Annotated in this window: 27 protein-coding genes and 2 tRNA genes; 26 read left to right on the forward strand and 3 right to left on the reverse strand. The window is 63.0% G+C overall.

All coding sequences use genetic code 11. From position 1 onward, the window contains the following. The first annotated feature begins 17 nt into the window (after nucleotides 1-17). From LK440_RS15750 to tatC, 18 genes are all read left to right on the forward strand, one after another. The gene (locus LK440_RS15750; protein ID WP_005017611.1) at nucleotides 18-644 is read left to right on the forward strand and encodes an MlaC/ttg2D family ABC transporter substrate-binding protein; all 627 of its coding nucleotides are present in this window, start codon (nucleotides 18-20) and stop codon (nucleotides 642-644) included. Between the two features lie 136 nt (nucleotides 645-780). Further along, a complete protein-coding gene (locus LK440_RS15755) occupies nucleotides 781-1,590 on the forward strand; it encodes an ABC transporter ATP-binding protein (protein ID WP_005017608.1) in 810 nt (269 codons plus the stop codon). Continuing rightward, nucleotides 1,587-2,384: an ABC transporter permease gene (locus tag LK440_RS15760; RefSeq protein WP_005017606.1), complete on the forward strand. Its 798-nt coding sequence runs from the start codon at nucleotides 1,587-1,589 to the stop codon at nucleotides 2,382-2,384. Before LK440_RS15755 ends, LK440_RS15760 begins: the two co-directional genes overlap by 4 nt. A 3-nt stretch (nucleotides 2,385-2,387) precedes the next feature. Then, nucleotides 2,388-2,633: a BolA family protein gene (locus LK440_RS15765; RefSeq protein WP_005017603.1), complete on the forward strand. Its 246-nt coding sequence runs from the start codon at nucleotides 2,388-2,390 to the stop codon at nucleotides 2,631-2,633. Then, entirely contained in the window at nucleotides 2,633-3,898 is a 1,266-nt protein-coding gene (gene murA / locus LK440_RS15770; protein WP_005017602.1) for a UDP-N-acetylglucosamine 1-carboxyvinyltransferase, read from the forward strand. Before LK440_RS15765 ends, murA begins: the two co-directional genes overlap by 1 nt. Continuing rightward, complete coding sequence (gene hisG, locus LK440_RS15775; protein WP_005017600.1) at nucleotides 3,895-4,566, forward strand: ATP phosphoribosyltransferase; 672 nt, start codon at nucleotides 3,895-3,897, stop codon at nucleotides 4,564-4,566. The genes murA and hisG overlap by 4 nt, the downstream gene beginning before the upstream one ends. Nucleotides 4,567-4,591: 25 nt before the next feature. Continuing rightward, the gene (hisD, locus tag LK440_RS15780; RefSeq protein ID WP_005017597.1) at nucleotides 4,592-5,899 is read left to right on the forward strand and encodes a histidinol dehydrogenase; all 1,308 of its coding nucleotides are present in this window, start codon (nucleotides 4,592-4,594) and stop codon (nucleotides 5,897-5,899) included. Beyond that, nucleotides 5,896-6,990: a histidinol-phosphate transaminase gene (hisC, locus tag LK440_RS15785; protein ID WP_005017593.1), complete on the forward strand. Its 1,095-nt coding sequence runs from the start codon at nucleotides 5,896-5,898 to the stop codon at nucleotides 6,988-6,990. The genes hisD and hisC overlap by 4 nt, the downstream gene beginning before the upstream one ends. Nucleotide 6,991: 1 nt before the next feature. Beyond that, complete coding sequence (gene hisB / locus LK440_RS15790; protein WP_005017590.1) at nucleotides 6,992-7,579, forward strand: imidazoleglycerol-phosphate dehydratase HisB; 588 nt, start codon at nucleotides 6,992-6,994, stop codon at nucleotides 7,577-7,579. Between the two features lie 18 nt (nucleotides 7,580-7,597). Continuing rightward, nucleotides 7,598-8,284: an imidazole glycerol phosphate synthase subunit HisH gene (locus LK440_RS15795; RefSeq protein ID WP_005017587.1), complete on the forward strand. Its 687-nt coding sequence runs from the start codon at nucleotides 7,598-7,600 to the stop codon at nucleotides 8,282-8,284. A 66-nt stretch (nucleotides 8,285-8,350) separates the two neighbouring features. Next, complete coding sequence (gene hisA, locus LK440_RS15800) at nucleotides 8,351-9,091, forward strand: 1-(5-phosphoribosyl)-5-[(5-phosphoribosylamino)methylideneamino]imidazole-4-carboxamide isomerase (RefSeq protein ID WP_005017583.1); 741 nt, start codon at nucleotides 8,351-8,353, stop codon at nucleotides 9,089-9,091. Continuing rightward, the gene (gene hisF, locus LK440_RS15805) at nucleotides 9,088-9,903 is read left to right on the forward strand and encodes an imidazole glycerol phosphate synthase subunit HisF (protein WP_005017579.1); all 816 of its coding nucleotides are present in this window, start codon (nucleotides 9,088-9,090) and stop codon (nucleotides 9,901-9,903) included. The genes hisA and hisF overlap by 4 nt, the downstream gene beginning before the upstream one ends. Nucleotide 9,904: 1 nt before the next feature. Next, nucleotides 9,905-10,309 carry a phosphoribosyl-AMP cyclohydrolase gene (hisI, locus tag LK440_RS15810; RefSeq protein ID WP_005017577.1) on the forward strand — a complete coding sequence of 135 codons (405 nt, stop codon included), beginning with the start codon at nucleotides 9,905-9,907 and terminating at the stop codon, nucleotides 10,307-10,309. Beyond that, the gene (locus LK440_RS15815; RefSeq protein ID WP_025341291.1) at nucleotides 10,306-10,656 is read left to right on the forward strand and encodes a phosphoribosyl-ATP diphosphatase; all 351 of its coding nucleotides are present in this window, start codon (nucleotides 10,306-10,308) and stop codon (nucleotides 10,654-10,656) included. Before hisI ends, LK440_RS15815 begins: the two co-directional genes overlap by 4 nt. Nucleotides 10,657-10,663: 7 nt before the next feature. Further along, complete coding sequence (locus LK440_RS15820) at nucleotides 10,664-11,032, forward strand: histidine triad nucleotide-binding protein (RefSeq protein ID WP_005017574.1); 369 nt, start codon at nucleotides 10,664-10,666, stop codon at nucleotides 11,030-11,032. A gap of 15 nt (nucleotides 11,033-11,047) precedes the next feature. After that, complete coding sequence (gene tatA / locus LK440_RS15825; protein ID WP_005017572.1) at nucleotides 11,048-11,269, forward strand: Sec-independent protein translocase subunit TatA; 222 nt, start codon at nucleotides 11,048-11,050, stop codon at nucleotides 11,267-11,269. Between the two features lie 48 nt (nucleotides 11,270-11,317). Next, nucleotides 11,318-11,815, forward strand: coding sequence for a Sec-independent protein translocase protein TatB (tatB, locus tag LK440_RS15830; protein WP_005017569.1), 498 nt, complete (start codon nucleotides 11,318-11,320; stop codon nucleotides 11,813-11,815). A gap of 29 nt (nucleotides 11,816-11,844) precedes the next feature. Further along, on the forward strand, nucleotides 11,845-12,597 hold the full coding sequence (gene tatC, locus LK440_RS15835; RefSeq protein ID WP_242697767.1) for a twin-arginine translocase subunit TatC: 753 nt from the start codon (nucleotides 11,845-11,847) through the stop codon (nucleotides 12,595-12,597). A 64-nt stretch (nucleotides 12,598-12,661) separates the two neighbouring features. Here tatC and LK440_RS15840 read toward each other — a convergent pair whose 3' ends face one another. Beyond that, nucleotides 12,662-13,792, reverse strand: a complete 1,131-nt coding sequence (locus LK440_RS15840; RefSeq protein WP_005017564.1) for a S1C family serine protease — start codon at nucleotides 13,790-13,792, stop codon at nucleotides 12,662-12,664. Between the two features lie 19 nt (nucleotides 13,793-13,811). Here LK440_RS15840 and LK440_RS15845 point away from each other — a divergent pair, with 19 nt between their 5' ends. Further along, a complete protein-coding gene (locus tag LK440_RS15845; protein WP_005017562.1) occupies nucleotides 13,812-14,588 on the forward strand; it encodes a Nif3-like dinuclear metal center hexameric protein in 777 nt (258 codons plus the stop codon). A 57-nt stretch (nucleotides 14,589-14,645) separates the two neighbouring features. Here LK440_RS15845 and mscL read toward each other — a convergent pair whose 3' ends face one another. Beyond that, nucleotides 14,646-15,083, reverse strand: a complete 438-nt coding sequence (gene mscL, locus LK440_RS15850; protein WP_005017560.1) for a large conductance mechanosensitive channel protein MscL — start codon at nucleotides 15,081-15,083, stop codon at nucleotides 14,646-14,648. A gap of 148 nt (nucleotides 15,084-15,231) precedes the next feature. Here mscL and petA point away from each other — a divergent pair, with 148 nt between their 5' ends. From petA to LK440_RS15880, 6 genes are all read left to right on the forward strand, one after another. Beyond that, nucleotides 15,232-15,873 (forward strand): ubiquinol-cytochrome c reductase iron-sulfur subunit, encoded by a 642-nt coding sequence (petA, locus tag LK440_RS15855; RefSeq protein WP_005017559.1) that lies wholly within the window; start codon nucleotides 15,232-15,234, stop codon nucleotides 15,871-15,873. 81 nt (nucleotides 15,874-15,954) lie between these two features. Continuing rightward, a complete protein-coding gene (locus LK440_RS15860) occupies nucleotides 15,955-17,343 on the forward strand; it encodes a cytochrome b (protein ID WP_005017556.1) in 1,389 nt (462 codons plus the stop codon). Nucleotides 17,344-17,367: 24 nt separating this feature from the next. After that, complete coding sequence (locus LK440_RS15865) at nucleotides 17,368-18,219, forward strand: cytochrome c1 (RefSeq protein ID WP_005017553.1); 852 nt, start codon at nucleotides 17,368-17,370, stop codon at nucleotides 18,217-18,219. Nucleotides 18,220-18,371: 152 nt separating this feature from the next. Beyond that, a complete protein-coding gene (locus tag LK440_RS15870) occupies nucleotides 18,372-18,983 on the forward strand; it encodes a glutathione S-transferase N-terminal domain-containing protein (protein ID WP_005017550.1) in 612 nt (203 codons plus the stop codon). 8 nt (nucleotides 18,984-18,991) lie between these two features. Beyond that, a complete protein-coding gene (locus LK440_RS15875) occupies nucleotides 18,992-19,429 on the forward strand; it encodes a ClpXP protease specificity-enhancing factor (RefSeq protein ID WP_005017549.1) in 438 nt (145 codons plus the stop codon). 62 nt (nucleotides 19,430-19,491) lie between these two features. Next, nucleotides 19,492-19,567: transfer RNA gene (locus LK440_RS15880), tRNA-Thr, on the forward strand. Between the two features lie 56 nt (nucleotides 19,568-19,623). On the opposite strand, the gene LK440_RS15885 is transcribed toward LK440_RS15880, so the two are convergent. Further along, nucleotides 19,624-20,979 carry an amidase gene (locus LK440_RS15885; RefSeq protein WP_005020325.1) on the reverse strand — a complete coding sequence of 452 codons (1,356 nt, stop codon included), beginning with the start codon at nucleotides 20,977-20,979 and terminating at the stop codon, nucleotides 19,624-19,626. Nucleotides 20,980-21,137: 158 nt separating this feature from the next. On the opposite strand from LK440_RS15885, the gene LK440_RS15890 reads away from it, so the two are divergent. Next, a tRNA-Asn gene (locus tag LK440_RS15890) sits at nucleotides 21,138-21,213 on the forward strand. The last annotated feature ends 76 nt before the right edge of the window (nucleotides 21,214-21,289 follow it).

Below are 21,289 nucleotides of genomic sequence, written 5' to 3' on the forward strand. Positions count from 1 at the left end.
AAGAAGAAGGAGTTTTCATGCAGTTTTCTGTCTTTACCTTTGTGCAACGCGTATTTCTGGCCTGCGCCCTGATCGTCAGCGGCGCTGCCGCAGCCCAGACGCCTGACCCCAAGGGTGCGCCCGACCAGTTCGTCCTGAATGCCGCCGACCACGCCATCAACGTGCTCAAGGCCGATCGCGGCGTCAAGTCTGGCGACCTGAACCACATCAACCAGGTGGTCAACCAGAACATCCTGCCTTACGTCAATTTCGAAAAAACGACCCGCCTGGCCGCCGGCCGCTTCTGGCGCCAGGCCAGCGATGACCAGAAAAAACGCCTGGCCGAAGCCTTCCGGGGCACGCTGGTGCGCACCTACAGCGGCGCGCTCAAGAACGTCGACAACGGCACCACGATCAAGCTGCTGCCCATGCGCGGCGACCCCAACGCCGATGACGTGGTCGTGCGCTCGCTCATCAGCCAGAGCAACTCGCAACCCGTGCAGGTCAATTACCGCCTCGAGAAAACCCCGCAAGGCTGGCGCATCTATGACCTGAACGTCGAAGGCATCTGGCTCATCGAAAACTACCGCAATCAGTTTGCGCAGCAAATCAATCAGACCGGCATCGACGGCCTGATCAATGCACTGAACCAGCGCAACCAATAGTGTTGCCGCCAGGCCGGCAGGCCTGGCGCCTGAGCCGGGGCCGTGCGCAGGCCGCTCGCCCCGGCCCCTCTATAATGACGGTTTCGCTCTTTCCGGGCGCCAACCGGGCCATGCCCCGGGAATCTCCGCCGCATTTATGCCAGCCGTCAGCCTCGAACACATCTCCAAAATCTACCCGCCGCGCCGGCAAGGGTGGAAAAGCCTCCTGGGCGCGACGGCCGGACCGGGCTTTCAAGCCTTGAACGACGTGAGCCTGCGTATCGAGCATGGTGAGTTCTTCGGCCTGCTCGGACCCAACGGCGCCGGCAAAACCACCCTGATCTCCGTACTGGCCGGCTTGGCGCGCGCTACCGCGGGCCGGGCCAGCGTCTGCGGTTATGACGTCGTCGACAACTACAAGGAAGCCCGCCGCGCGCTGGGCGTCGTGCCTCAAGAATTGGTGTACGACCCTTTTTTTACCGTGCGGGAAACCTTGCGTTTACAGTCCGGGTACTTCGGCCTGCGCAACAACGACGCCTGGATAGACGAGATCCTCTTTAACCTTGGCCTGGCCGATAAGGCCGACGCCAATATGCGCGCGCTGTCAGGCGGCATGAAGCGGCGCGTGCTGGTCGCGCAGGCGCTGGTGCACCGGCCACCGGTCATCGTGCTGGACGAACCCACCGCCGGCGTGGATGTGGATCTGCGCCGCACGCTCTGGGAATTCATCTCGCGCCTGAACCGCGCCGGGCACACCATCATGCTTACCACCCACTACCTCGAAGAAGCCGAGGCGTTGTGTGGCCGCATCGCCATGCTCAAGGCCGGCCGCATCGTCGCGCTGGACACCACCCAGGCACTGCTGGCGCGCGTCGGCGGCGTCGATCTCGAGGATGCCTTCGTGCGCATCATGCATCAGGATGATCCCCTGCCTGCCGTATTGAACGACGAGGAGACCCTGCCATGAGCTCGTCCGAACCGCTGGTGCAGCCGCGCCTGGATGCCGGCTCCGGTTTTCCGACCCTGTTGCGCAAGGAACTGCTGCGCTTCTGGAAGGTGGGTTTCCAGACCATTGCCGCGCCCGTCATCACCGCGGTGTTGTATCTGCTGGTTTTTGCCCACGTGCTCGAAGGACGGATGATGGTCTACGGCTCAGTGCCGTACACCGCATTCCTGATTCCGGGGCTGATGATGATGAGCATGCTGCAGAATGCCTTCGCCAACCCCTCGTCTTCGCTCATCCAGAGCAGGATCACGGGAAATCTGGTATTTGTGCTGCTGCCGCCGCTGTCACACCGCGAGATCTTCGCCGCGTACGTCATCGCCGCCATTGCCCGCGGCATGGCCGTAGGCGTGTGCGTATGGTTGGTTGCGATGTTTTTCGTGCCGCTTGTCCCGGTCCAGCCGCTGTGGGTGCTGGTCTTTGCCGTTCTGGCCTGCGGCATCATGGCCGTGCTGGGCGTAGTGGCCGGACTCTGTTCGGAGAAATTCGATCAGCTGGCTGCATTTCAGAACTTTCTCGTCATGCCAGCCACCTTTCTGTCGGGCGTGTTCTACTCTATCCACACGCTGCCGCCGTTCTGGCAGGCAGTGTCTCACTGGAATCCGCTTTTCTACACCATCGACGGTTTCCGCCACGGTTTTTTTGGCATCTCGGATGTCTCGCCCTGGCAAAGCCTGGCCGTCGTGGCCGGCGTCTTCGTCGTATTGTCTCTATTCGCGCTGCGCCTTCTGGCACGCGGCTACAAGCTTCGGAACTAATTCATGCTTCCCACCCCTGAGCAAGTCCGCCAATACATCGTGGACGGACTGCCCTGTGAACACATCGACGTGCAAGGCGATGGCTCGCATTTCGATGCCGTCATCGTCAGCCCTGCCTTCGAGGGTAAGCGCCTGATCGCCCGCCATCAGCTGGTATACGCCGCACTGGGCGACCGCATGAAGGCCGAAATCCATGCGCTGTCCATGCGCACCCTCACGCCTGAAGAGTTCAAAAAGGCGGGCAGTTGATGGACAAGCTGCGCATCACCGGCGGGGCCCGACTGGAAGGCGAAATCGCCATCTCCGGCGCCAAGAACTCGGCGTTGCCCATTCTGTGCGCCAGCCTGTTGACGGCCGAGCCGCTGCACCTGGCCAATGTGCCCGAACTGAACGACACCCGGACCATGCTGCGCCTGCTGGGCCAGATGGGCGTGAAGACTGCCAGCTCAGGCACCGAGGTCACGCTGCAGGCCGATCAGGTCGACAGCCTTGAAGCGCCCTATGAACTGGTCAAGACCATGCGCGCCTCCATCCTGGTGCTTGGCCCGCTGCTGGCACGTTTTGGCCAAGCGCGCGTCAGCCTGCCTGGCGGCTGCACCATTGGCCAGCGTCCGGTTGATCAGCACATCAAGGGTCTCGAGGCGCTGGGCGCTGACATCACTATGGAGCATGGCTTTGTGGTCGCGCGCGCCAAACGCCTCAAGGGCGCCTCGGTGCGCACCGACATGGTGACGGTCACCGGCACCGAGAACCTGCTGATGGCCGCCGTGCTGGCAGACGGCCAGACCATCCTGGAGAACGCCGCGCGTGAGCCCGAGGTCGTCGACCTGGCTGAACTGCTCATCAAGATGGGCGCGCGCATCCAGGGGCATGGCACCGACCGCATCGTCATCGACGGGGTGCAGCGTCTGCACGGAGCGACCCACACGGTGATTTCCGACCGCATCGAGGCCGGCACTTTCCTGTGCGCGGTCGGCGCGACCGGCGGCGACATCATGCTGCGCAACACCGATGCCGCCATCATGGGCGCCACGCTGGACAAGCTGGGCGAGGCCGGGCTGAACATCACGACCGGCCCGGACTGGATTCGCGCCAGCATGGACAGCCGCCCGCGCGCCGTTGGCGTACGCACCCACGAGTATCCCGGCCTGGCCACCGACATGCAGGCCCAGATCATGGCCCTGAATGCCGTGGCTGAAGGCACGGCCATCGTGGTGGAGAACATTTTCGAGAACCGCTTCATGCATGTCCAGGAGCTCTGCCGGCTCGGCGCAGACATCGACATCGACGGCCATACGGCTGTGGTGCGCGGCGTCAGCCAATTGTCCGGCGCCAAGGTGATGGCCACAGATCTGCGCGCCTCGGCCAGTCTGGTCATCGCCGGCCTGGCTGCCGACGGCGTCACTCAGATCGACCGCATCTATCATCTGGATCGCGGCTACGATCGCATGGAAGTCAAACTGCGCAATCTCGGCGCGCGTATCGAGCGCGTCTCAGGCAAGGAAGAGGAATGAGCATCGCCCCCGCGCCCCTTACACTGGCCCTGTCGAAGGGGCGCATTTTCGAAGAGACCATGCCCTTGCTGGCCGAGGCCGGCATCGAAGTGGGCGAGAGCCCCGAGAGCTCGCGCAAACTGATCCTGCCCACCAGCGACCCTGGATTGCGCCTGATCATCGTGCGCGCATCGGATGTGCCCACCTACGTGCAATATGGTGCGGCCGATTTCGGCATTGCCGGCAAAGACGTGCTGATCGAGCATGCCGCAGGGCAGGCGGGCCGTCTGTACCAGCCCATCGACCTGGATATCGCCAAATGCCGTCTGAGCGTGGCGGTGCGTCAGGACTTCGATTACAGCGCCGCCGTGCACCAGGGCGCGCGGCTGCGTGTGGCCACCAAGTATGTCCAATCGGCCCGCGAGCACTTCGCCAAAAAGGGCGTCTACGTCGACATCATCAAGCTGTATGGCTCGATGGAGCTGGCGCCGCTGGTCGGGCTGGCCGACGCCATCGTCGATCTGATCTCGACCGGTGGCACGCTGCGCGCCAACGGTCTGCGCGAAGTCGAAGCCATCATGCCGATCTCGTCGCGCCTGATTGTCAATCAGGCCTCGCTCAAGACCCGCCGCGACCGCCTGCAACCGCTGCTGGACGCCTTTGAGCGCGCCTCAACCCGACAGGATTGACCTGCCTTTCCCGAAGACCGATGCCATGGCTCTGATCAACCGACTCGACTCCCGCGCTGCGGACTTCCAAGCCGCACTATCCCGCCTGCTGGCTTTCGAAGCCTCCGAGGACGAATCCATAGACCGCGCCGCGGCCGGCATACTGGCTGATGTACGGGCCCGAGGCGATGCGGCGCTGCTCGAATACACCCAGCGTTTTGACCGGGTCGCCGTCAGCGACGCGGCTGCACTGGAGATCCCCAAATCGGCGCTGCACGCAGCGCTGGCCAGCCTGCCGGCCGCGCAACGCAATGCTCTGGAGGCGGCCGCCGATCGGGTGCGCGTCTATCACGAGCATCAGCGCGCCGAAACCTGGACCTACACCGACGCCGAAGGCACCCTGCTCGGCCAGCAGGTGACCGCCCTGGACCGTGTAGGTCTTTACGTACCCGGCGGCAAGGCTGCCTACCCGTCCTCCGTGCTGATGAACGCCATTCCGGCCAAGGTGGCCGGCGTCCCCGAGCTCATCATGGTCACGCCCACGCCCGACGGCCTGCGCAATCCCATCGTGCTGGCGGCTGCGGCCATCGGCGGCGTGGATCGGGTCTTCACCATCGGCGGCGCCCAGGCCATCGCCGCACTGGCCCACGGCACGGCCACCGTGCCTGCCGTCGACAAGATCGTCGGCCCCGGCAATGCCTATGTGGCCGCGGCCAAGCGACGTGTCTTTGGCGTGGTGGGCATCGACATGATCGCCGGGCCAAGCGAGATTCTGGTCATCTGTGATGGCACGACGCCGGCCGACTGGATCGCCATGGACCTGTTCTCTCAGGCCGAACATGACGAATTGGCCCAATCCATTCTGCTGTGTCCCGATGCGGCTTATATCGACGAGGTCGAAGCGGCCATCGAACGCCTGCTGCCCACCATGCCACGCGCCGATATCCTGCGCGTGAGCCTGGCGAATCGCGGCGCGCTGATTCTGGTGCGCGATCTCGAAGAAGCCTGCGCCATCGCCAACACCATCGCCCCGGAACACCTGGAGATCTCCACCGAGCAGCCCGAAGTCTGGACCGCCCGCATCCGCCATGCCGGGGCCATTTTCATGGGCCGCTACAGCTCCGAGTCGCTGGGCGACTACTGCGCCGGTCCCAATCATGTCCTGCCCACCGCGCGCACGGCACGCTTCTCGTCGCCGCTGGGTGTCTATGACTTCCAGAAGCGCTCCAGCCTCATCCAGGTATCGCGGCAGGGCGCCCAGACACTGGGACGCATCGCCGCCGAACTGGCGCTGGGCGAGGGCCTGCAAGCACACGCTGCCAGTGCCCAGTACCGTCTCGACGAGCAACCATGACCACCGCTGCCAGCCGGGCTGCCCGCACGGTACGCGCCGATATCCTGGCGCAGACGGCCTATCCGGTAGCCCCCAGCGCTGCGGGCGTCATCAAGCTCGACGCCATGGAATGCCCCTATCCCTTGCCGGAAGGGGTGCGTCAGGCTATCGCGCACGCCGCGCAGGACACCGCACTGCACCGCTACCCGCAAGCAGATCTCACCGCACTGAAGGCCGAGGTGGCCAACGCGTTTGGCGTGCCGCCCGGGGCCGACCTGCTGTTTGGCAATGGCTCGGATGAACTGATCCATTTGCTGATCCAGGCCTGTTGCGAACCCGGCGATACCGTGCTGTCACCCTGGCCGTCGTTCGTCTATTTCGAGATGGCGGCGCGTTTTGATCATGCGCATTTCGAAGGCGTGCCGCTGACCGCCGACCTGGAGCTGGACCTGCCAGCCATGCTGGCGGCCATCGAACGCCATCAGCCCAAGATCGTCTTTCTGGCCCTGCCCAACAACCCCACGGGAGGGCTGTGGCCTGACGAGGCTGTCGACGCCATCCTCGAGGCCGCCCCCGGGCTGGTCGTCATCGACGAGGCCTACCAGCCGTTTGCCGGCCACAGCTGGATGCCGCGCGTCGCCGGACTGCCCAATGCGGTGGTCATGCGCACCGTCTCCAAAATCGGACTGGCTGGACTGCGGTTTGGGTATCTGGCCGGGCATCCGGACTGGATCGCCCAGATCGACAAAGTGCGCCCGCCCTATAACGTCGACGTACTGACCCAGGCGGTGCTGCACGTGGTCCTGCGTGACAAGGCCGTGCTGGATGAGCAGGCTGCGCGATTGCGCGCCGATCGCCAGCCGCTGGCCCAGGCGCTGGCCGCCCTGCCAGACGTCAGGGTCTACCCGAGTGCCGGTAATTTCGTTCTCGCCCGCTTTAGCGGCAAGCTTGACGGCAACGCCGTGCATCGCGCCCTGAAAGCGCGCAAAATACTGGTCAGAAACTTCTCCGACGCGCATCCGCTGCTGGCCAACTGCCTGCGCATCTCGGTTGGCACCCCCGACGAAAACGCGGCCCTGCTGGCCGCCCTGCAAGACATACTGAGTCCCTGACATGCGTACCGCAGAAATCATCCGCAACACCAACGAGACGCGCATCCGCGTGGCCGTCAATCTGGACGGCACCGGCAAGCAGAGCATAGACACCGGCGTACCCTTTCTGGACCACATGCTGGATCAGATCGCGCGCCATGGCCTGGTCGACCTGGACATCAAGGCCGAGGGTGACTTGCACATCGATGCTCATCACACCGTGGAAGACGTCGGCATCACGCTGGGCATGGCCATCGCCCAGGCCATCGGCAACAAGGCCGGCCTGCGTCGGTATGGCCATGCCTACGTGCCGCTGGACGAAGCGCTCTCGCGCGTGGTGATCGACTTCTCCGGCCGTCCCGGCCTGGAATACCACATCGACTTCACGCGCGCGTGCATTGGCAATTTCGACGTCGATCTGACGCGCGAGTTTTTCCAGGGCCTGGTCAATCACGCCCTGATGACGCTGCATATCGACAATTTGCGCGGCTTTAACGCCCACCATCAGGCCGAAACCGTCTTCAAGGCCTTCGGTCGTGCGTTGCGCATGGCCATGGAGGTCGACCCTCGCATGGGCGACGTCATCCCGTCGACCAAGGGCGTGCTGTAACACCGAGGCCTACACGAATTGAGCACCATCGCCATCGTCGACTACGGAATGGGTAACTTCCACTCCGTCGCCCGCGCGCTGCAATATGCCGCGCCCCAAGCCAATATCCGCATCTGCAACCGCAACGAGGATATCGATGCGGCCGACCGCGTCGTCTTCCCCGGCCAGGGCGCCATGCCCGACTGCATGCGTACCTTGAACGAATCGGGCCTGGCCGAATCCGTGCTGCGCGCGGCTCGCAACAAGCCTTTGTTGGGCGTCTGCGTGGGCGAACAAATGCTGTTCGCCTCCAGTCAAGAGGGCGACACGCCCTGCCTGAACATCTTTCCCGGTCAGGTGCGCCGATTCGCCGGGCCGCGCTTTGCCGACGTCGTGACCGCAGATGAGCAGGGCGATACCGGTCCGGTCAGTTCCGACACGCGCGAAGAACGCCTCAAAGTGCCGCATATGGGGTGGAACAAAGTTCGTCAAACACGCTCCCATGCGCTATGGGACGGTATTCCTGATGGAGCCCACTTTTATTTCGTCCACAGTTTTTACGCCGTTCCCGAAGACCCGGCTTTGACAGTCGGGGAAAGCGATTACGGACTTGCCTTTACCTGCGCGGTGGCCGCCAGTAACATTTTCGCGGTGCAATTCCACCCCGAAAAGAGTGCCGAGCATGGTTTGCGCCTATATCGCAATTTTGTAGACTGGCAGCCATAGCCGTCTGCGGACGAGCCCCGGCCGGCCCTTTTTCTCAACCGAACTTTTCTACGCTCGCTATCCACCATGCTGCTGATCCCCGCCATCGACCTCAAAGACGGGCGCTGTGTGCGCCTGCGCCAGGGTGACCTGGACGATGCTACGGTGTTCTCCGAAGACCCCGCCGCCATGGCCTCGCATTGGCTTGCCCAGGGAGCCCGCCGGCTGCATCTGGTCGACCTGAACGGCGCCGTCGCCGGCAAGCCCAAGAACGAAGCCCCCATCAACGCGATTCTGGATGCCGTGGGCGATGACATCCCGGTGCAGATCGGCGGGGGCATCCGCGATCTGGACACCATCGAGCGCTATCTCGATGCCGGCATTTCCTACGTGATCATCGGCACTGCTGCAGTCAAGAACCCTGGTTTTCTGCATGATGCCTGCGGCGCCTTTCCGGGCCAGATCATCGTGGGCCTGGATGCACGCGACGGCAAGATCGCCACGGATGGCTGGAGCAAGCTCACGCGCCATGACGTCCTCGATCTGGCCAAAAAATTCGAAGACTATGGTTGCGAAGCCATCATCTACACCGACATCGGCCGCGACGGCATGCTCTCGGGCGTGAACGTCGAGTCCACGGTGCGCCTGGCTCAGCACGTACGCATTCCGGTGTATGCCTCGGGTGGCATTGCCGGCCTGCCCGATATCGAGGCGCTGTGCGCAGTGGAGCCTGACGGTGTCGAAGGTGCCATTCTGGGCCGCAGCATCTATGAAGGCACGCTGGACTTCCAAACGGCGCAGACCCGCGCCGACGAACTGACAAAATGACGCAAACCCAGGGCGCTGCCGGCGCCGGCCTTTCTTCGGCGCTCACGCGCCGCATCATTCCCTGCCTGGACGTCACGGCTGGCCGTGTCGTCAAGGGGGTGAACTTCGTCAACCTGACCGACGCCGGTGATCCGGTCGAGATCGCTCGCCGCTACAACGAGCAGGGCGCCGACGAACTCACGTTTCTGGACATCACCGCCACCAGCGATGGCCGCGATCTCATCCTGCCCATCATCGAGCAGGTCGCCTCTCAGGTCTTCATCCCGTTGACCGTCGGTGGCGGCGTGCGCCAGGTCGCAGATGTGCAGCGTCTGCTCAACGCCGGCGCGGACAAAATCAGCATCAACAGCGCCGCAGTCGCCAATCCGGAGTTGGTGCGCGCGGCCGCAGCCTATCACGGCTCGCAATGCATCGTCGTGGCCATCGATGCCCGTCGTGTCAGCCCTCCGGACCAAGCCGCCCGCTGGGAAGTCTTCACTCATGGCGGCCGCAAAGCCACCGGCTTGGATGCGGTAGCCTGGGCGCGCCGCATGGCCGCCTATGGCGCCGGCGAAATTCTGCTCACCAGCATGGATCGCGACGGCACGAAATCAGGGTTTGATCTTGAACTGACCCGCGCCGTCTCCGATGCCGTGCCCGTGCCGGTCATCGCCTCGGGCGGCGTCGGCAACCTGGAGCATCTGGCCGAAGGGGTGACCACCGGCCGTGCCAGCGCCGTGCTGGCCGCCAGCATCTTCCATTTCGGCCAACATACCGTGCGCGAGTGCAAAGCCTTCATGGCCGAACGCGGCATCGACGTCAGACTGGATTGATATGAGCACAGAACCGGATTGGATGGCCGACGTCGTCTTCGACACTGATGGCCTGATTCCCGCCATTGCCCAGGACGCCGAGAATGGCCAGATCCTGATGGTGGCCTGGATGAACCGCGAAGCCCTGGCTGAAACTGCCGCCACCGGCCGCGCCGTTTATTGGTCGCGGTCGCGCAAGAAACTCTGGCGCAAGGGCGAAGAATCGGGACACGCGCAGCAAGTGCACGAACTGCGGCTGGACTGCGATGGCGACGTCATCCTGCTCAAAGTCCATCAGAACGACGGCATTGCCTGCCATACCGGGCGGGCCAGTTGCTTTTACCGCCGCTTGGACGGCCCCTCGGCGCGCGCGACCTGGGTGAGCGTCGACCCTGTCCTGAAAGACCCCGAGCTGATCTACAAATGAGCCTCTCACCTGCTTTGAGCGCCGACGTGCTTGTGCGCGTGGCCGACACCCTGGAGTCCCGCCGCCCGGAAAATGGCGGTGATCCGCAAACGTCCTATGTGGCTAAGCTCTTTGCCAAGGGTCCGGACGCCTTCTTGAAGAAAATCGGCGAAGAAGCCACCGAACTCGTCATGGCCGCCAAGGATGGGCAGCCCGAACGCATCGTCAGCGAAACCGCCGACCTCTGGTTTCATTGCCTCGTCACGCTGGCTCACTACAATCTGCGCCCCGAGGACGTGCTGGCTGAACTGGCACGCCGCGAAGGGCTGTCGGGACTGGAAGAAAAAGCCCGCCGGCCCGCCGACTGAGAACCATATGAGCGAAAACTGTATCTTCTGCAAAATCGCGCAAGGCACCATCCCGGCCAGCAAAGTCTATGAAGACGACGAGTTCGTCGTTTTCCGTGACATCAACCCGGCCGCGCCCGTGCACCTGCTGCTCATCCCGCGCCGGCATATCACCTCGATGCAGGACGTAACTGCCGAGGATGCCGGCTGGTTGGGTAGAATGATGACACTCGTGCCTCGCCTGGCCCAGGAAAACGGCTGCAATCCCGGGCCCGAAGGCGGCTTCCGGCTGCTGGCCAATGCTGGCGCCGAAGGTGGCCAGGAAGTTCCGCATCTGCATTTCCACATTATTGGCGGTTCGCGTCCCTGGAACGGCCGCGCAGCCCCCGAAGCCTAAACACGGAGAGTTGTCATGGGTAGCTTCAGTATCTGGCATTGGCTGATCGTTCTGGTCATCGTTGCCCTCATTTTCGGTACCAAGAAACTGCGCAATATGGGCTCGGACCTGGGCGGCGCGGTCAAAGGCTTCAAGGAAGGCATGAAAGACGCCAATGGCGACAAGCCCGAGCAGGTCACCCAGCAGCGCGCCGATGACACCATCGACGTGCAAGCGAAAGAAAAACACAATTCCTGAGCTCCAGGCGGGCGCTCAGCCCGCCTGATCTAACCAAGCGGCAGACGCATGTTTGATGTCAGCTTTACGGAACTGGTCGTAATTGGCGTCGTGGCGCTGATCGTGCTGGGACCCGAACGCCTTCCCAAAGTCGCCCGCACCGTCGGCCATCTGCTGGGCCGTGCGCAGCGTTACGTCAATGACGTTAAATCCGATATCCAGCGCGAAATCGAACTGGATGAGCTGCGCAAGTTCAAACAAGAAATGGATAGCACCGCGCAGGACGTCAATCAGTCCCTGAGACAGGCCACCGACTCGATACGCTCGGCAGGCGACACCCTGCGCGTCGAGCTCGATGAGACGACCCGTGCCGTCAATGAGGCCGCAGCCGATGCCGAACGCAGCATCGCGCCCCCGGCCACCACGGCGGTCGCCCATCCGGACGCATCACCTGCCGCCACGCCCCCCAGCTCGCCCATCCTCCACAGCGAACCCGCGGTTGCCACCGACGCGCCGGTCGTGGACCCGGCAGCTCCCAAGACCCCGCCCACCGGTAACGCAACGTGAGTCAGGACAAGCAACCTCTGGACGAAGAGATGCAACAGGAAAGCTTCATGTCGCATCTGGTGGAGTTGCGCTCGCGCCTGTTGAAGGCCGTGGGTGCGGTAGTGGTGGTCTTTTTGATCCTCTTTGCCTACCCGGGCGCCTCGACGATCTACGACATCCTGGCGCAACCCATGCTGGCGTCGCTGCCGGAAGGCACGCGCATGATCGCCACGGGAGTCATCACGCCTTTCATGGTGCCCGTCAAGGTCACCATGATGGCCGCCTTCATCGTCTCCTTGCCCATCGTGCTCTACCAGGCGTGGGCCTTTGTCGCTCCCGGCCTGTACCGGCACGAAAAGCGCCTGGCGCTGCCGCTCATCGCCTCGAGCACCATGCTCTTTCTGTTGGGCATGGCGTTTTGCTATTTCTTTGTCTTTCGCACGGTCTTTCACTTCATCGCCACCTTCGCGCCGCAGTCCATCACGCCCGCGCCGGATATCGAGGCCTATCTGAGCTTTGTCATGACGATGTTCCTGGCCTTCGGCATCACCTTCGAGGTGCCCGTGGCCGTGGTGCTGCTGGTCAAGACCGGCATCGTCGACGTGGCCAAGCTGCGCCAGGCGCGCGGCTATGTCGTGGTCGGCGCGTTCGTGATTGCCGCCGTGGTCACCCCGCCTGACGTGGTGAGCCAGTTCATGCTGGCCGTGCCGCTGTGCCTGCTTTACGAAGTCGGTCTGATCTGCGCGCGCATGATCCGGCCTCGCGCACAGCCCGGGGGCTCTGAATTGGCCGAACGCGACTGACGCCGGCGCACACGTGAAAAAAACCAGGCATGCCTGGTTTTTTTCATAAGGCAGCCATTCGCGCCTATTTGGGCCGGGTAGGGCGGGTGCCCATGACGACCTTGATCTCCATTGTCTTGCCGCCGCGCAGCACCTGCAAGGTGGCATTCTGACCTGGCGTGACCGCCGCAATCTGTGCCAGCAGGCTGGTGGTGCCGTTTACGGCCTGACCATCCAGGGAATGCACGATATCGCCCACGCGCAGGCCGGCCTTGTCGGCCGGGCCGCCGCGCAGGATGCTGGCGATGATCACGCCCGTGGCGGAACTGTCCAGGTGGAAAGAGCGTGTCAGCTCGGGCGTCAGGTCCTGGAGCTCGATACCCAGCCAGCCACGGCGCACCTTGCCCGTCTTGATGATCTCGTCCATGACGCGGCGCGCGGCATCGATGGGGATCGCAAAGCCGATACCCATGGATCCGCCTGTCTCGGAGTAGATGGCCGTATTGATGCCCACCAGATTGCCTTGGGTGTCGATGAGCGCGCCGCCGGAGTTCCCGGGATTGATGGCAGCGTCGGTCTGGATGAAGTTCTCGTAAATATTGATGCCCAGGCCATTGCGACCCAATGCCGACACAATGCCTTGTGTCGTGGTCTGTCCGACCCCATAGGAGTTGCCAATGGCCAGCACTACGTCGCCCACCCGCAAGCGGCGGCCTTCGGCATAGCTGGCAACAGGCAATTTATCCAGTTTGCCTTCCAGTTTGAGCACGGCCAGATCCGTCTCGGTATCCGCGCCCACGACCTTGGCCGACACCTGCCGGCCGTCGGCCAAGGCGACTTCGATCGCGTCGGCGGCATCGACGACGTGAAAATTCGTCAGCACATAGCCTTGCTCACTGACGATGACACCCGAGCCCAGGCTGTTGGTCGACTCACGCCGCGACAGGCCCGGGATACTCCCGACGAGTTGTTGCAAGGCAGGATCATCCGGCAAGGGCACCACGGGCACGTTGACATGTTTGGTCGTGTAGATATTGACCACGGCCGGCGCGGCGTGCGCCACAGCCGGCGCATAGCTGTCTACCGTCACCATTGGGGCGGTCTGCGGGCCAGGCCCGCCCAAACGCAACCATTGCGGCCGCAGGGTGCTCACGGCGAATAGAATGGCCAGACAAACCGTGACAGTCTGGGCGAAGATCAGCCAGAGGCGGCGCATATTTTCCACAGGACGGACAATGAATAAGGTCGACATCCGCACACTGACAGCGTGGCTGGATGCCACGCTGCACACCGCGCGATTCAAGGATTACGCTCCGAACGGCCTGCAGGTCGAGGGCAAATCCGACATAGCGCACATTATCACCGGGGTCACCGCATCCGAAGCCCTTTTGCGTGCTGCCATCGAGCGCGGCGCCGATGCCGTGCTGGTGCATCACGGCTGGTTCTGGCGCAACGAAGACCCGCGCATGATGGGCCAGAAGCGCCGGCGCCTGGCGCTGACTCTGGCTCACGATCTCAATCTCATCGGCTATCACCTGCCGCTCGACGCCCATCCCACGCTGGGCAACAACGTCCAACTGGCCCGGGTATTGGGCTTCGAACCCGCGCGCGATGAAGACGGGGTACCGCTGACCTGCGGCAAAGACCAGTTGATCTGGCTGGGCGAAGCCCCCGGTGTGGCCACCTTGGGCGAGCTCGGTGCGCGCATAGGCCAACGCCTGGGCCGTCAGCCCCTGATCGTGGGCGAGGCCACGCAGCAGGTCGGCCGCATCGCCTGGTGCACGGGGGGTGCCCAGAGCATGATGGCCGAAGCCGTCGACGCCGGCGCTACGGTGTACATCACCGGCGAGGCCTCCGAACCCAACGCGCATCTGGCGCGTGAAACAGGCGTAGGCTTTGTCAGTGCGGGGCACCACGCCACCGAACGCTACGGCATCCAGGCACTGGGCCAGGCGGTGGCAGCTCAGTTCGGCATCAAGGTCGAGTTCGTCGATATCGACAACCCGATCTGATGCCGCAAGGCGGTGCGCCGCTGGCGCCGCGCAAGGCCCGCGGCGGCGACGGCCTCCTTACTTCTTGAGCGAATCGCGGATTTCGCGCAGCAGAACCACCTGCTCGGGCGTTGCGGGTGCGGCCTCTTCCTTGGGTCGGCGTGCGCGGTTGATCGCCTTGACCATCCAGAAGATGACAAAGGCCAGCAACACGAAATTGATCAGAATGGTGAGGAAATTGCCCCAGGCCAGGACATTGGCGCCGGCCTTGCTCAGCTCCGCATACGTCATCGGACCCGTGTAGTTATCGGGCATGGACAACACCAGAAACTTATTGGTGAAATCCACCGATCCGCCCAAAATGAAATTGATCACGGGCATGACCAAGTCTTTGACGATGGAGTCGACGATCTTGCTGAACGCCGCACCGATGATGACACCAACGGCGAGGTCGATGGCATTGCCCTTGACGGCAAAATCGCGGAACTCTTTGAGAAACCCTGTCGCTTTACTCATGCGCTTTCCCTTCCCTAATAACAACACACCACGATGGTGGGCTAGGACTATAATACGCGGTTGCTATGCTGTCTGTTACACCTTCCCGCTAAACGGATGACGCGAGACTGATCCTAAAGCAGTCCTTGCGCACCAACAAGGATAGGAAATGAGTGAAGATACGCTGATGCACGATGAAGAAGGGGCGGTCGATCCCAAACTGCCACCCGATCCTTCGCGACGTTTCTGGGTAACCACCGCCTGTGCGGTGGGCGGCGTAGCCGGAGTTGCTACCGCTGTCCCCTTCGTAAGCACCTTTGCTCCATCTGCCAAGGCCCGCGCTGCGGGCGCGCCCGTCGAGGTCGACATCGCGGACCTGGCCCCCGGCCAGATGCGCACGGTCGAATGGCGCGGCAAGCCGGTGTGGGTCATGCGCCGCACCGACGAACAGCTCAAAGCCATCAAAGCGCAAGACCCGCTGGTGGCCGACCCTGAGTCCAACCGGCCCGGCTTCACTCCGGCCTACGCCAAGAACGAGTACCGCTCCCGCAAGCCCGATCTGCTGGTCTGTGTCGGCATCTGCACGCATCTTGGGTGTTCTCCTACCCCTCACTTCGAAACTGGATCGGCCGCGGGCATGCCCGCCAGCTGGCAAGGCGGCTTTCTCTGCCCCTGCCACGGCTCGACCTTCGATCTGGCCGGCAGGGTCTACAAGAACAAACCCGCGCCTGACAATCTCGAAGTTCCACCGTATCAGTATTTGTCCGAAGGCCGCATCATTGTCGGCGTCGACGAAGACAACAAAGCCTGACCGTCTGCCCCTGCGCAGAACGACCAGGCGTTGTGCTGCACAAATACGCCACGTATAAGAGACAAGAGAAGGAGCCGTTAGATGGCTGGCGATAAAACCGTCGAAACGACAGGCCTGCTGGGCTGGCTGGACCGACGCTTTCCGGTGACGTCCACCTGGAAGGCGCATCTGTCAGAGTACTATGCACCCAAGAATTTCAACTTCTGGTATTTCTTCGGATCGCTGGCGCTACTGGTGCTGGTCATCCAGATCGTGACCGGTATTTTCCTGGTCATGCATTACAAACCGGATGCCGAGAAGGCCTTCCAGTCCGTCGAATACATCATGCGCGAGGTCCCCTGGGGCTGGCTGGTGCGCTACATGCACTCGACCGGCGCCTCGATGTTCTTCGTGGTGGTCTACCTGCACATGCTGCGCGGGCTGTTCTATGGCTCGTACCGCAAGCCCCGCGAGCTGGTCTGGATCTTCGGCGTCGCCATCTTTCTGTGCCTGATGGGCGAGGCATTCTTCGGCTATCTGCTGCCCTGGGGCCAGATGTCGTATTGGGGTGCACAGGTCATCGTCAATCTGTTCTCGGCCATCCCGTTCATCGGGCCGGAACTCTCGATCTGGATACGTGGCGACTACGTCGTGTCCGACGCCACACTCAACCGCTTCTTCGCTTTCCACGTGATCGCCATTCCGCTGGTGCTCATCGGGCTGGTCGCCGCGCACCTGATAGCCCTGCACGAAGTCGGCTCCAACAACCCCGATGGGGTGGAAATCAAAGACGGCCCCAAAGACAAGTACGGCCGGCCCCTCGATGGCGTGCCCTTCCATCCTTTCGACACCGTGCATGACATCATGGGCGTGGCCGGCTTTCTGCTGGTGTTCGCCGCCATTGTGTTCTTTGCCCCCGAGATGGGCGGCTACTTCCTGGAATACAACAATTTCCTGCCGGCCGACTCGCTCAAGACCCCGCCACACATCGCGCCGGTCTGGTACTTCACGCCGTTCTATTCCATGTTGCGGGCCACCACCGATGAGTTCACCTGGGTGCTGGCCGGCGCGGCCGTCCTGGGCGCGATCGCCCTGCTGCTCAAGAGCCAATTCAAAGGCCTCGCGCGGCTGGCGCTGCCGGTGCTGCTCATCGTCATCGCAGTGCTTCTGCGCACCATAGACGCCAAGTTCTGGGGCGTGGTGGCCATGGGAGGCGCCGTAGTCATCCTGTTCTTTCTGCCCTGGCTGGATCACTCCCCGGTCAAATCCATCCGCTACCGACCCACCTGGCACAAGTGGTTCTACGGCATCTTCATCGTCAATTTCCTGGTGTTGGGATATCTGGGCACACAGCCGCCCAGCGATGCGTTCAACCTCACGTCGCAGATCGGCACGCTGATCTACCTGGGCTTCTTCTTCCTGATGCCCATCTGGAGCCGTCTGGGCACCTTCAAGCCGGTGCCCGATCGCGTGACCTTCCATCGCCACTGAGTCCCACCAGGAACCGGAACGACCATGATCAAAAAACTGATGGGTGCCCTGGCTTTGCTGCTCTCGTGCACCGCGACCCATGCCGCCGAAGGCGGCTTCCCTCTGGACCGGGCGCCCAATCTGGTCAATGACCTGGCCTCGCTGCAAAACGGCGCCAAGCTGTTCGTCAACTACTGTTTGAACTGTCATGGCGCCAACGCCATGCGCTACAACAAGCTGCAGGAGATCGGCCTGACCGACAAGCAGATCCAGGACAGCCTGTTGTTCAGTGGCGAAAAAGTCGGCGACCTGATGAAAATCGCCATGACACCGCAAGAAGGCAAGAAGTGGTTCGGCACCGCGCCGCCGGACCTGTCGGTCATCGCCCGGGCCAAGTCCATCAACGCCGGCCCCAGCGGTTCAGACTACATCTATACCTATCTGCGCACGTTCTACCGCGACACCGAACGCGCGACGGGCTGGAATAATCTGGTTTTTCCCAATGCCGCCATGCCGCATGCCCTCTGGCAGCGGCAGGGGCCGCGCGAGTTGACCCTGGTGGCGATGCGGCCGACCGAAGCCTCGGATGGCACGAAAAGCTGGGAAAGGGTGACAACGTTGTATGATGCGCAAGGTTATTCCACGACAAAGGTGGAACCCGTTGCCCATTTCAGTGGCCATGCGGGACCGCCCGAGGCAAAGTTCAAGGCCCTGGATCCCGCGCGCGTGGCCGCTTATGACCGCGATGTCGCCGATCTGACCGCCTTTATGACCTGGATGGCCGAGCCCGTTCAACGCTTCCGTGTCCGTCTGGGCGTGGGGGTGATGATCTTTCTGGGCTTGTTCCTGGTGGTTGCCTGGCGCCTGAACGCCGCCTACTGGAAACACGTACGCTAACTGATAACGCCCCGCCGAACCGATCCGGCCCCAACAGGCCGGATCGTCTGCACAGATAGGACCACTCCCTGTCGTTGCCTGGCATTCGGGGCCAGCACCTGCTATGTTAGAGGACGCTGGCCTTTCGCTTTTCAATACAAGGACTTACCGCCATGATGGTGCTCTACTCCGGAACCACTTGCCCGTTTTCGCAACGCTGCCGCTTCGTGCTGTTCGAAAAAGGGATGGATTTCGAGATCCGCGACATCGACCTCTATAACAAGCCGGAAGACATCTCCGTCATGAATCCCTACGGCCAGGTTCCCATCCTGATCGAACGCGATCTCATCCTGTACGAATCGAACATCATCAACGAGTACATCGACGAGCGTTTTCCCCACCCGCAGCTCATGCCGGCCGATCCGGTCATGCGCGCGCGCACCCGCCTGTTTCTCTTCAACTTCGAAAAAGAGCTGTTCATCCACGTCTCGACGCTGGAAGACCGCAGCGCCAAGCCCGATGACAAGAAGATGGTGCTGGCCCGTCAGGCCATCCGCGACCGCCTGGCTCAGCTCGCGCCGCTGCTGTTGAAGAACAAGTACATGCTGGGCGAAGAATTCTCCATGCTGGACGTGGCCGTGGCTCCGCTGTTGTGGCGCCTGGATCACTATGGCATCGAGCTGCCCAAGAATGCCGCCCCGCTGCAAAAGTACGCCGAACGCATCTTCTCGCGTCCGGCCTACATCGAAGCGCTGACGCCGTCCGAAAAAGTCATGCGTCGCTAAGGCAAGTCATGGGCGAAACGTCGACCAAACCCTATCTGATCCGCGCCCTGCACGAATGGTGCACCGATAACGGCTATACGCCCTATCTCACCGTGCAGGTCGACGAGCACACCCGGGTGCCCATGGCCCATGTGCGCGACGGACAGATCACCCTGAACGTCGGCACGCTGGCGACCAATAAATTGCTCCTGGGCAACGAGTACATCGAGTTCCAGGCGCGCTTTAGCGGCGTGACCGAGACTGTCATGGTGCCGGTTGCCGCCGTCAGCGCGATCTATGCGCGCGAAACGGGCGCCGGCATGGGCTTTGAAGTCCAACCTTATGAACCGCCGGTGCGAGAAGACGCGCCAGAAGAGGGCGAGGCCGTTGACAGCGGCGACGCCCCCGAGGCCGACGAAGAGGCGGGCGCCGACACCAAGCGCCCCCATTTGACCATCGTAAAGTAAACCGGCGGCCAAACTTTGTTTACAATGCCGCTCCCGTGTCAAAAAACACGGCAGCGTGCATGGCCGGTGTAGCTCAGTTGGTAGAGCAGCTCACTTGTAATGAGAAGGTCGAGGGTTCGATTCCTTTCACCGGCACCAGATGCATCCCGCAACGCCCCGCCTGACGGCCGGGCTTCGCTATCGGCGCGCGCCGCTCACCCCCGAGCCGCTGCCAGTGCGGCCTCGATGGCCAAGCCGATGAACAGCACACGGCGGTCATTGCCGTTCGAGCTGGCGATCATCAGCCCTACGGGCGCCTCGCCCGGCGCCTGGCAGGGCAGCGACAGCGCGCAGCCATCAAGAAAATTAATCAAAGTGCAGTTACGCAACATGGTCAGATTCATGCGCGTGAACGCCTCGTTGGAGGCTTCCAGCGGTGCGATGGCGGGAGCCACCTGCGGCACCGTAGGCAAAACCAGCGCGTCGTAATGCGCAATGCGCGCATCCACGCCAGCCACCCAGATCTGGCGCGCGCTCAGCAAGTCGATGTAGTCGGCAGCCGTCATATCCTTGCCACGCAGAATGCGCGCAATCACGCGAGGGTCGTAGCGGTCGCCCTTGCGCGCAAGCAAGCTCCGATGCCAGGCATACGCCTCGGACGCCGTAAAGCCGCCCTTCGCATTGATCTGCGCCAGCTGGGCGAACTCAGGCACGTCAATGCGTTCGATCAGGGCGCCAGCCGCCGACAGGGTGGACAACGCGGCATCGAAAGCCTGGGCCACCGTGTCGTCCACGTCGTCCAGGACGATCGCGGTAGGCAGGGCCAGCCGCAAGCCGCGCAAAGGCAGGGCATCGGCCGGCAGGGCCGTGTCGTCGGCCAGAACGGCATCCAGCGTCGCGCAACAGGCCACGCTGGATGCCAGGGGGCCGATGGAATCAAGACTCGTTGATAGGGGCAGGGCGCCTGCCATCGACACGCGCCAGGCGCTGGGCTTGAAACCGGCGAGCCCGCACAAGGCAGCGGGTATCCGCACGGACCCGCCCGTGTCAGAACCAATGGCCGCCAGCGCCATGCCGTCGGTCACCGACACCGCCGCCCCCGAGGACGAACCGCCCGGGATGCGGCCCGTGGCGCGATCCCAGGGATTGCGCGGCGTGCCGTAGTGCGGATTCAAGCCCAGGCCGGAATAGGCGAACTCGGACATATTGGTCTTGCCCACGATCACCGCACCGGCAGCAACCAGGCGGCACACCACGTCGGAGTCTGCCGTGGCGGGGGGTTCGCCTTCACGCGCGATCGACCCGGCCATGGTGGTCTGGCCCCGCACGTCGAACAAATCCTTAATGCTGATGGGCAGGCCGTCGATCGGCGAGCGCTCGATGCCGGCAGCGCGCAACGCATCAGCGGCGCGCGCCTGCGCCCGGGCGGCCTGCGGATAGAGCCGGGTGAACACCCGCCCACCCTCGCCAGCCGGGTCCTGCGCCCGCTCCAGCGCGGCCTCGGTCAAATCCAGCGCCGTGACGCGGCCCGTGCGCAGCGCCTGCATGTGTTCGTGCAAAGTGGGCAACATGGGTGAATCCTAGGTTGAGCATGCCGCAAGGCGCTTAGGCGCGCCGTGCGTGTCCACATGATAGCGCCGGCCCTGGCTGCGGCCGCGCAAGGGGCGCGCTGCCTGCCATCGTTTGCGAGGGCTATTTTTTTGGTGCATAATTGCGCCCCTCTACCTCTTCCCCGATAGCTCAGTCGGTAGAGCGACGGACTGTTAATCCGCAGGTCGCTGGTTCGAGCCCAGCTCGGGGAGCCAAATTCCAAAGGCCCACATATTCCCTATGCGGGCCTTTTGCTTTGCGCCGGGCGGCTTTGCCGCGGAACCGTCTACA

It is taken from the genome of Bordetella holmesii (assembly GCF_020735985.1).
GTDB lineage: Bacteria > Pseudomonadota > Gammaproteobacteria > Burkholderiales > Burkholderiaceae_B > Bordetella > Bordetella holmesii.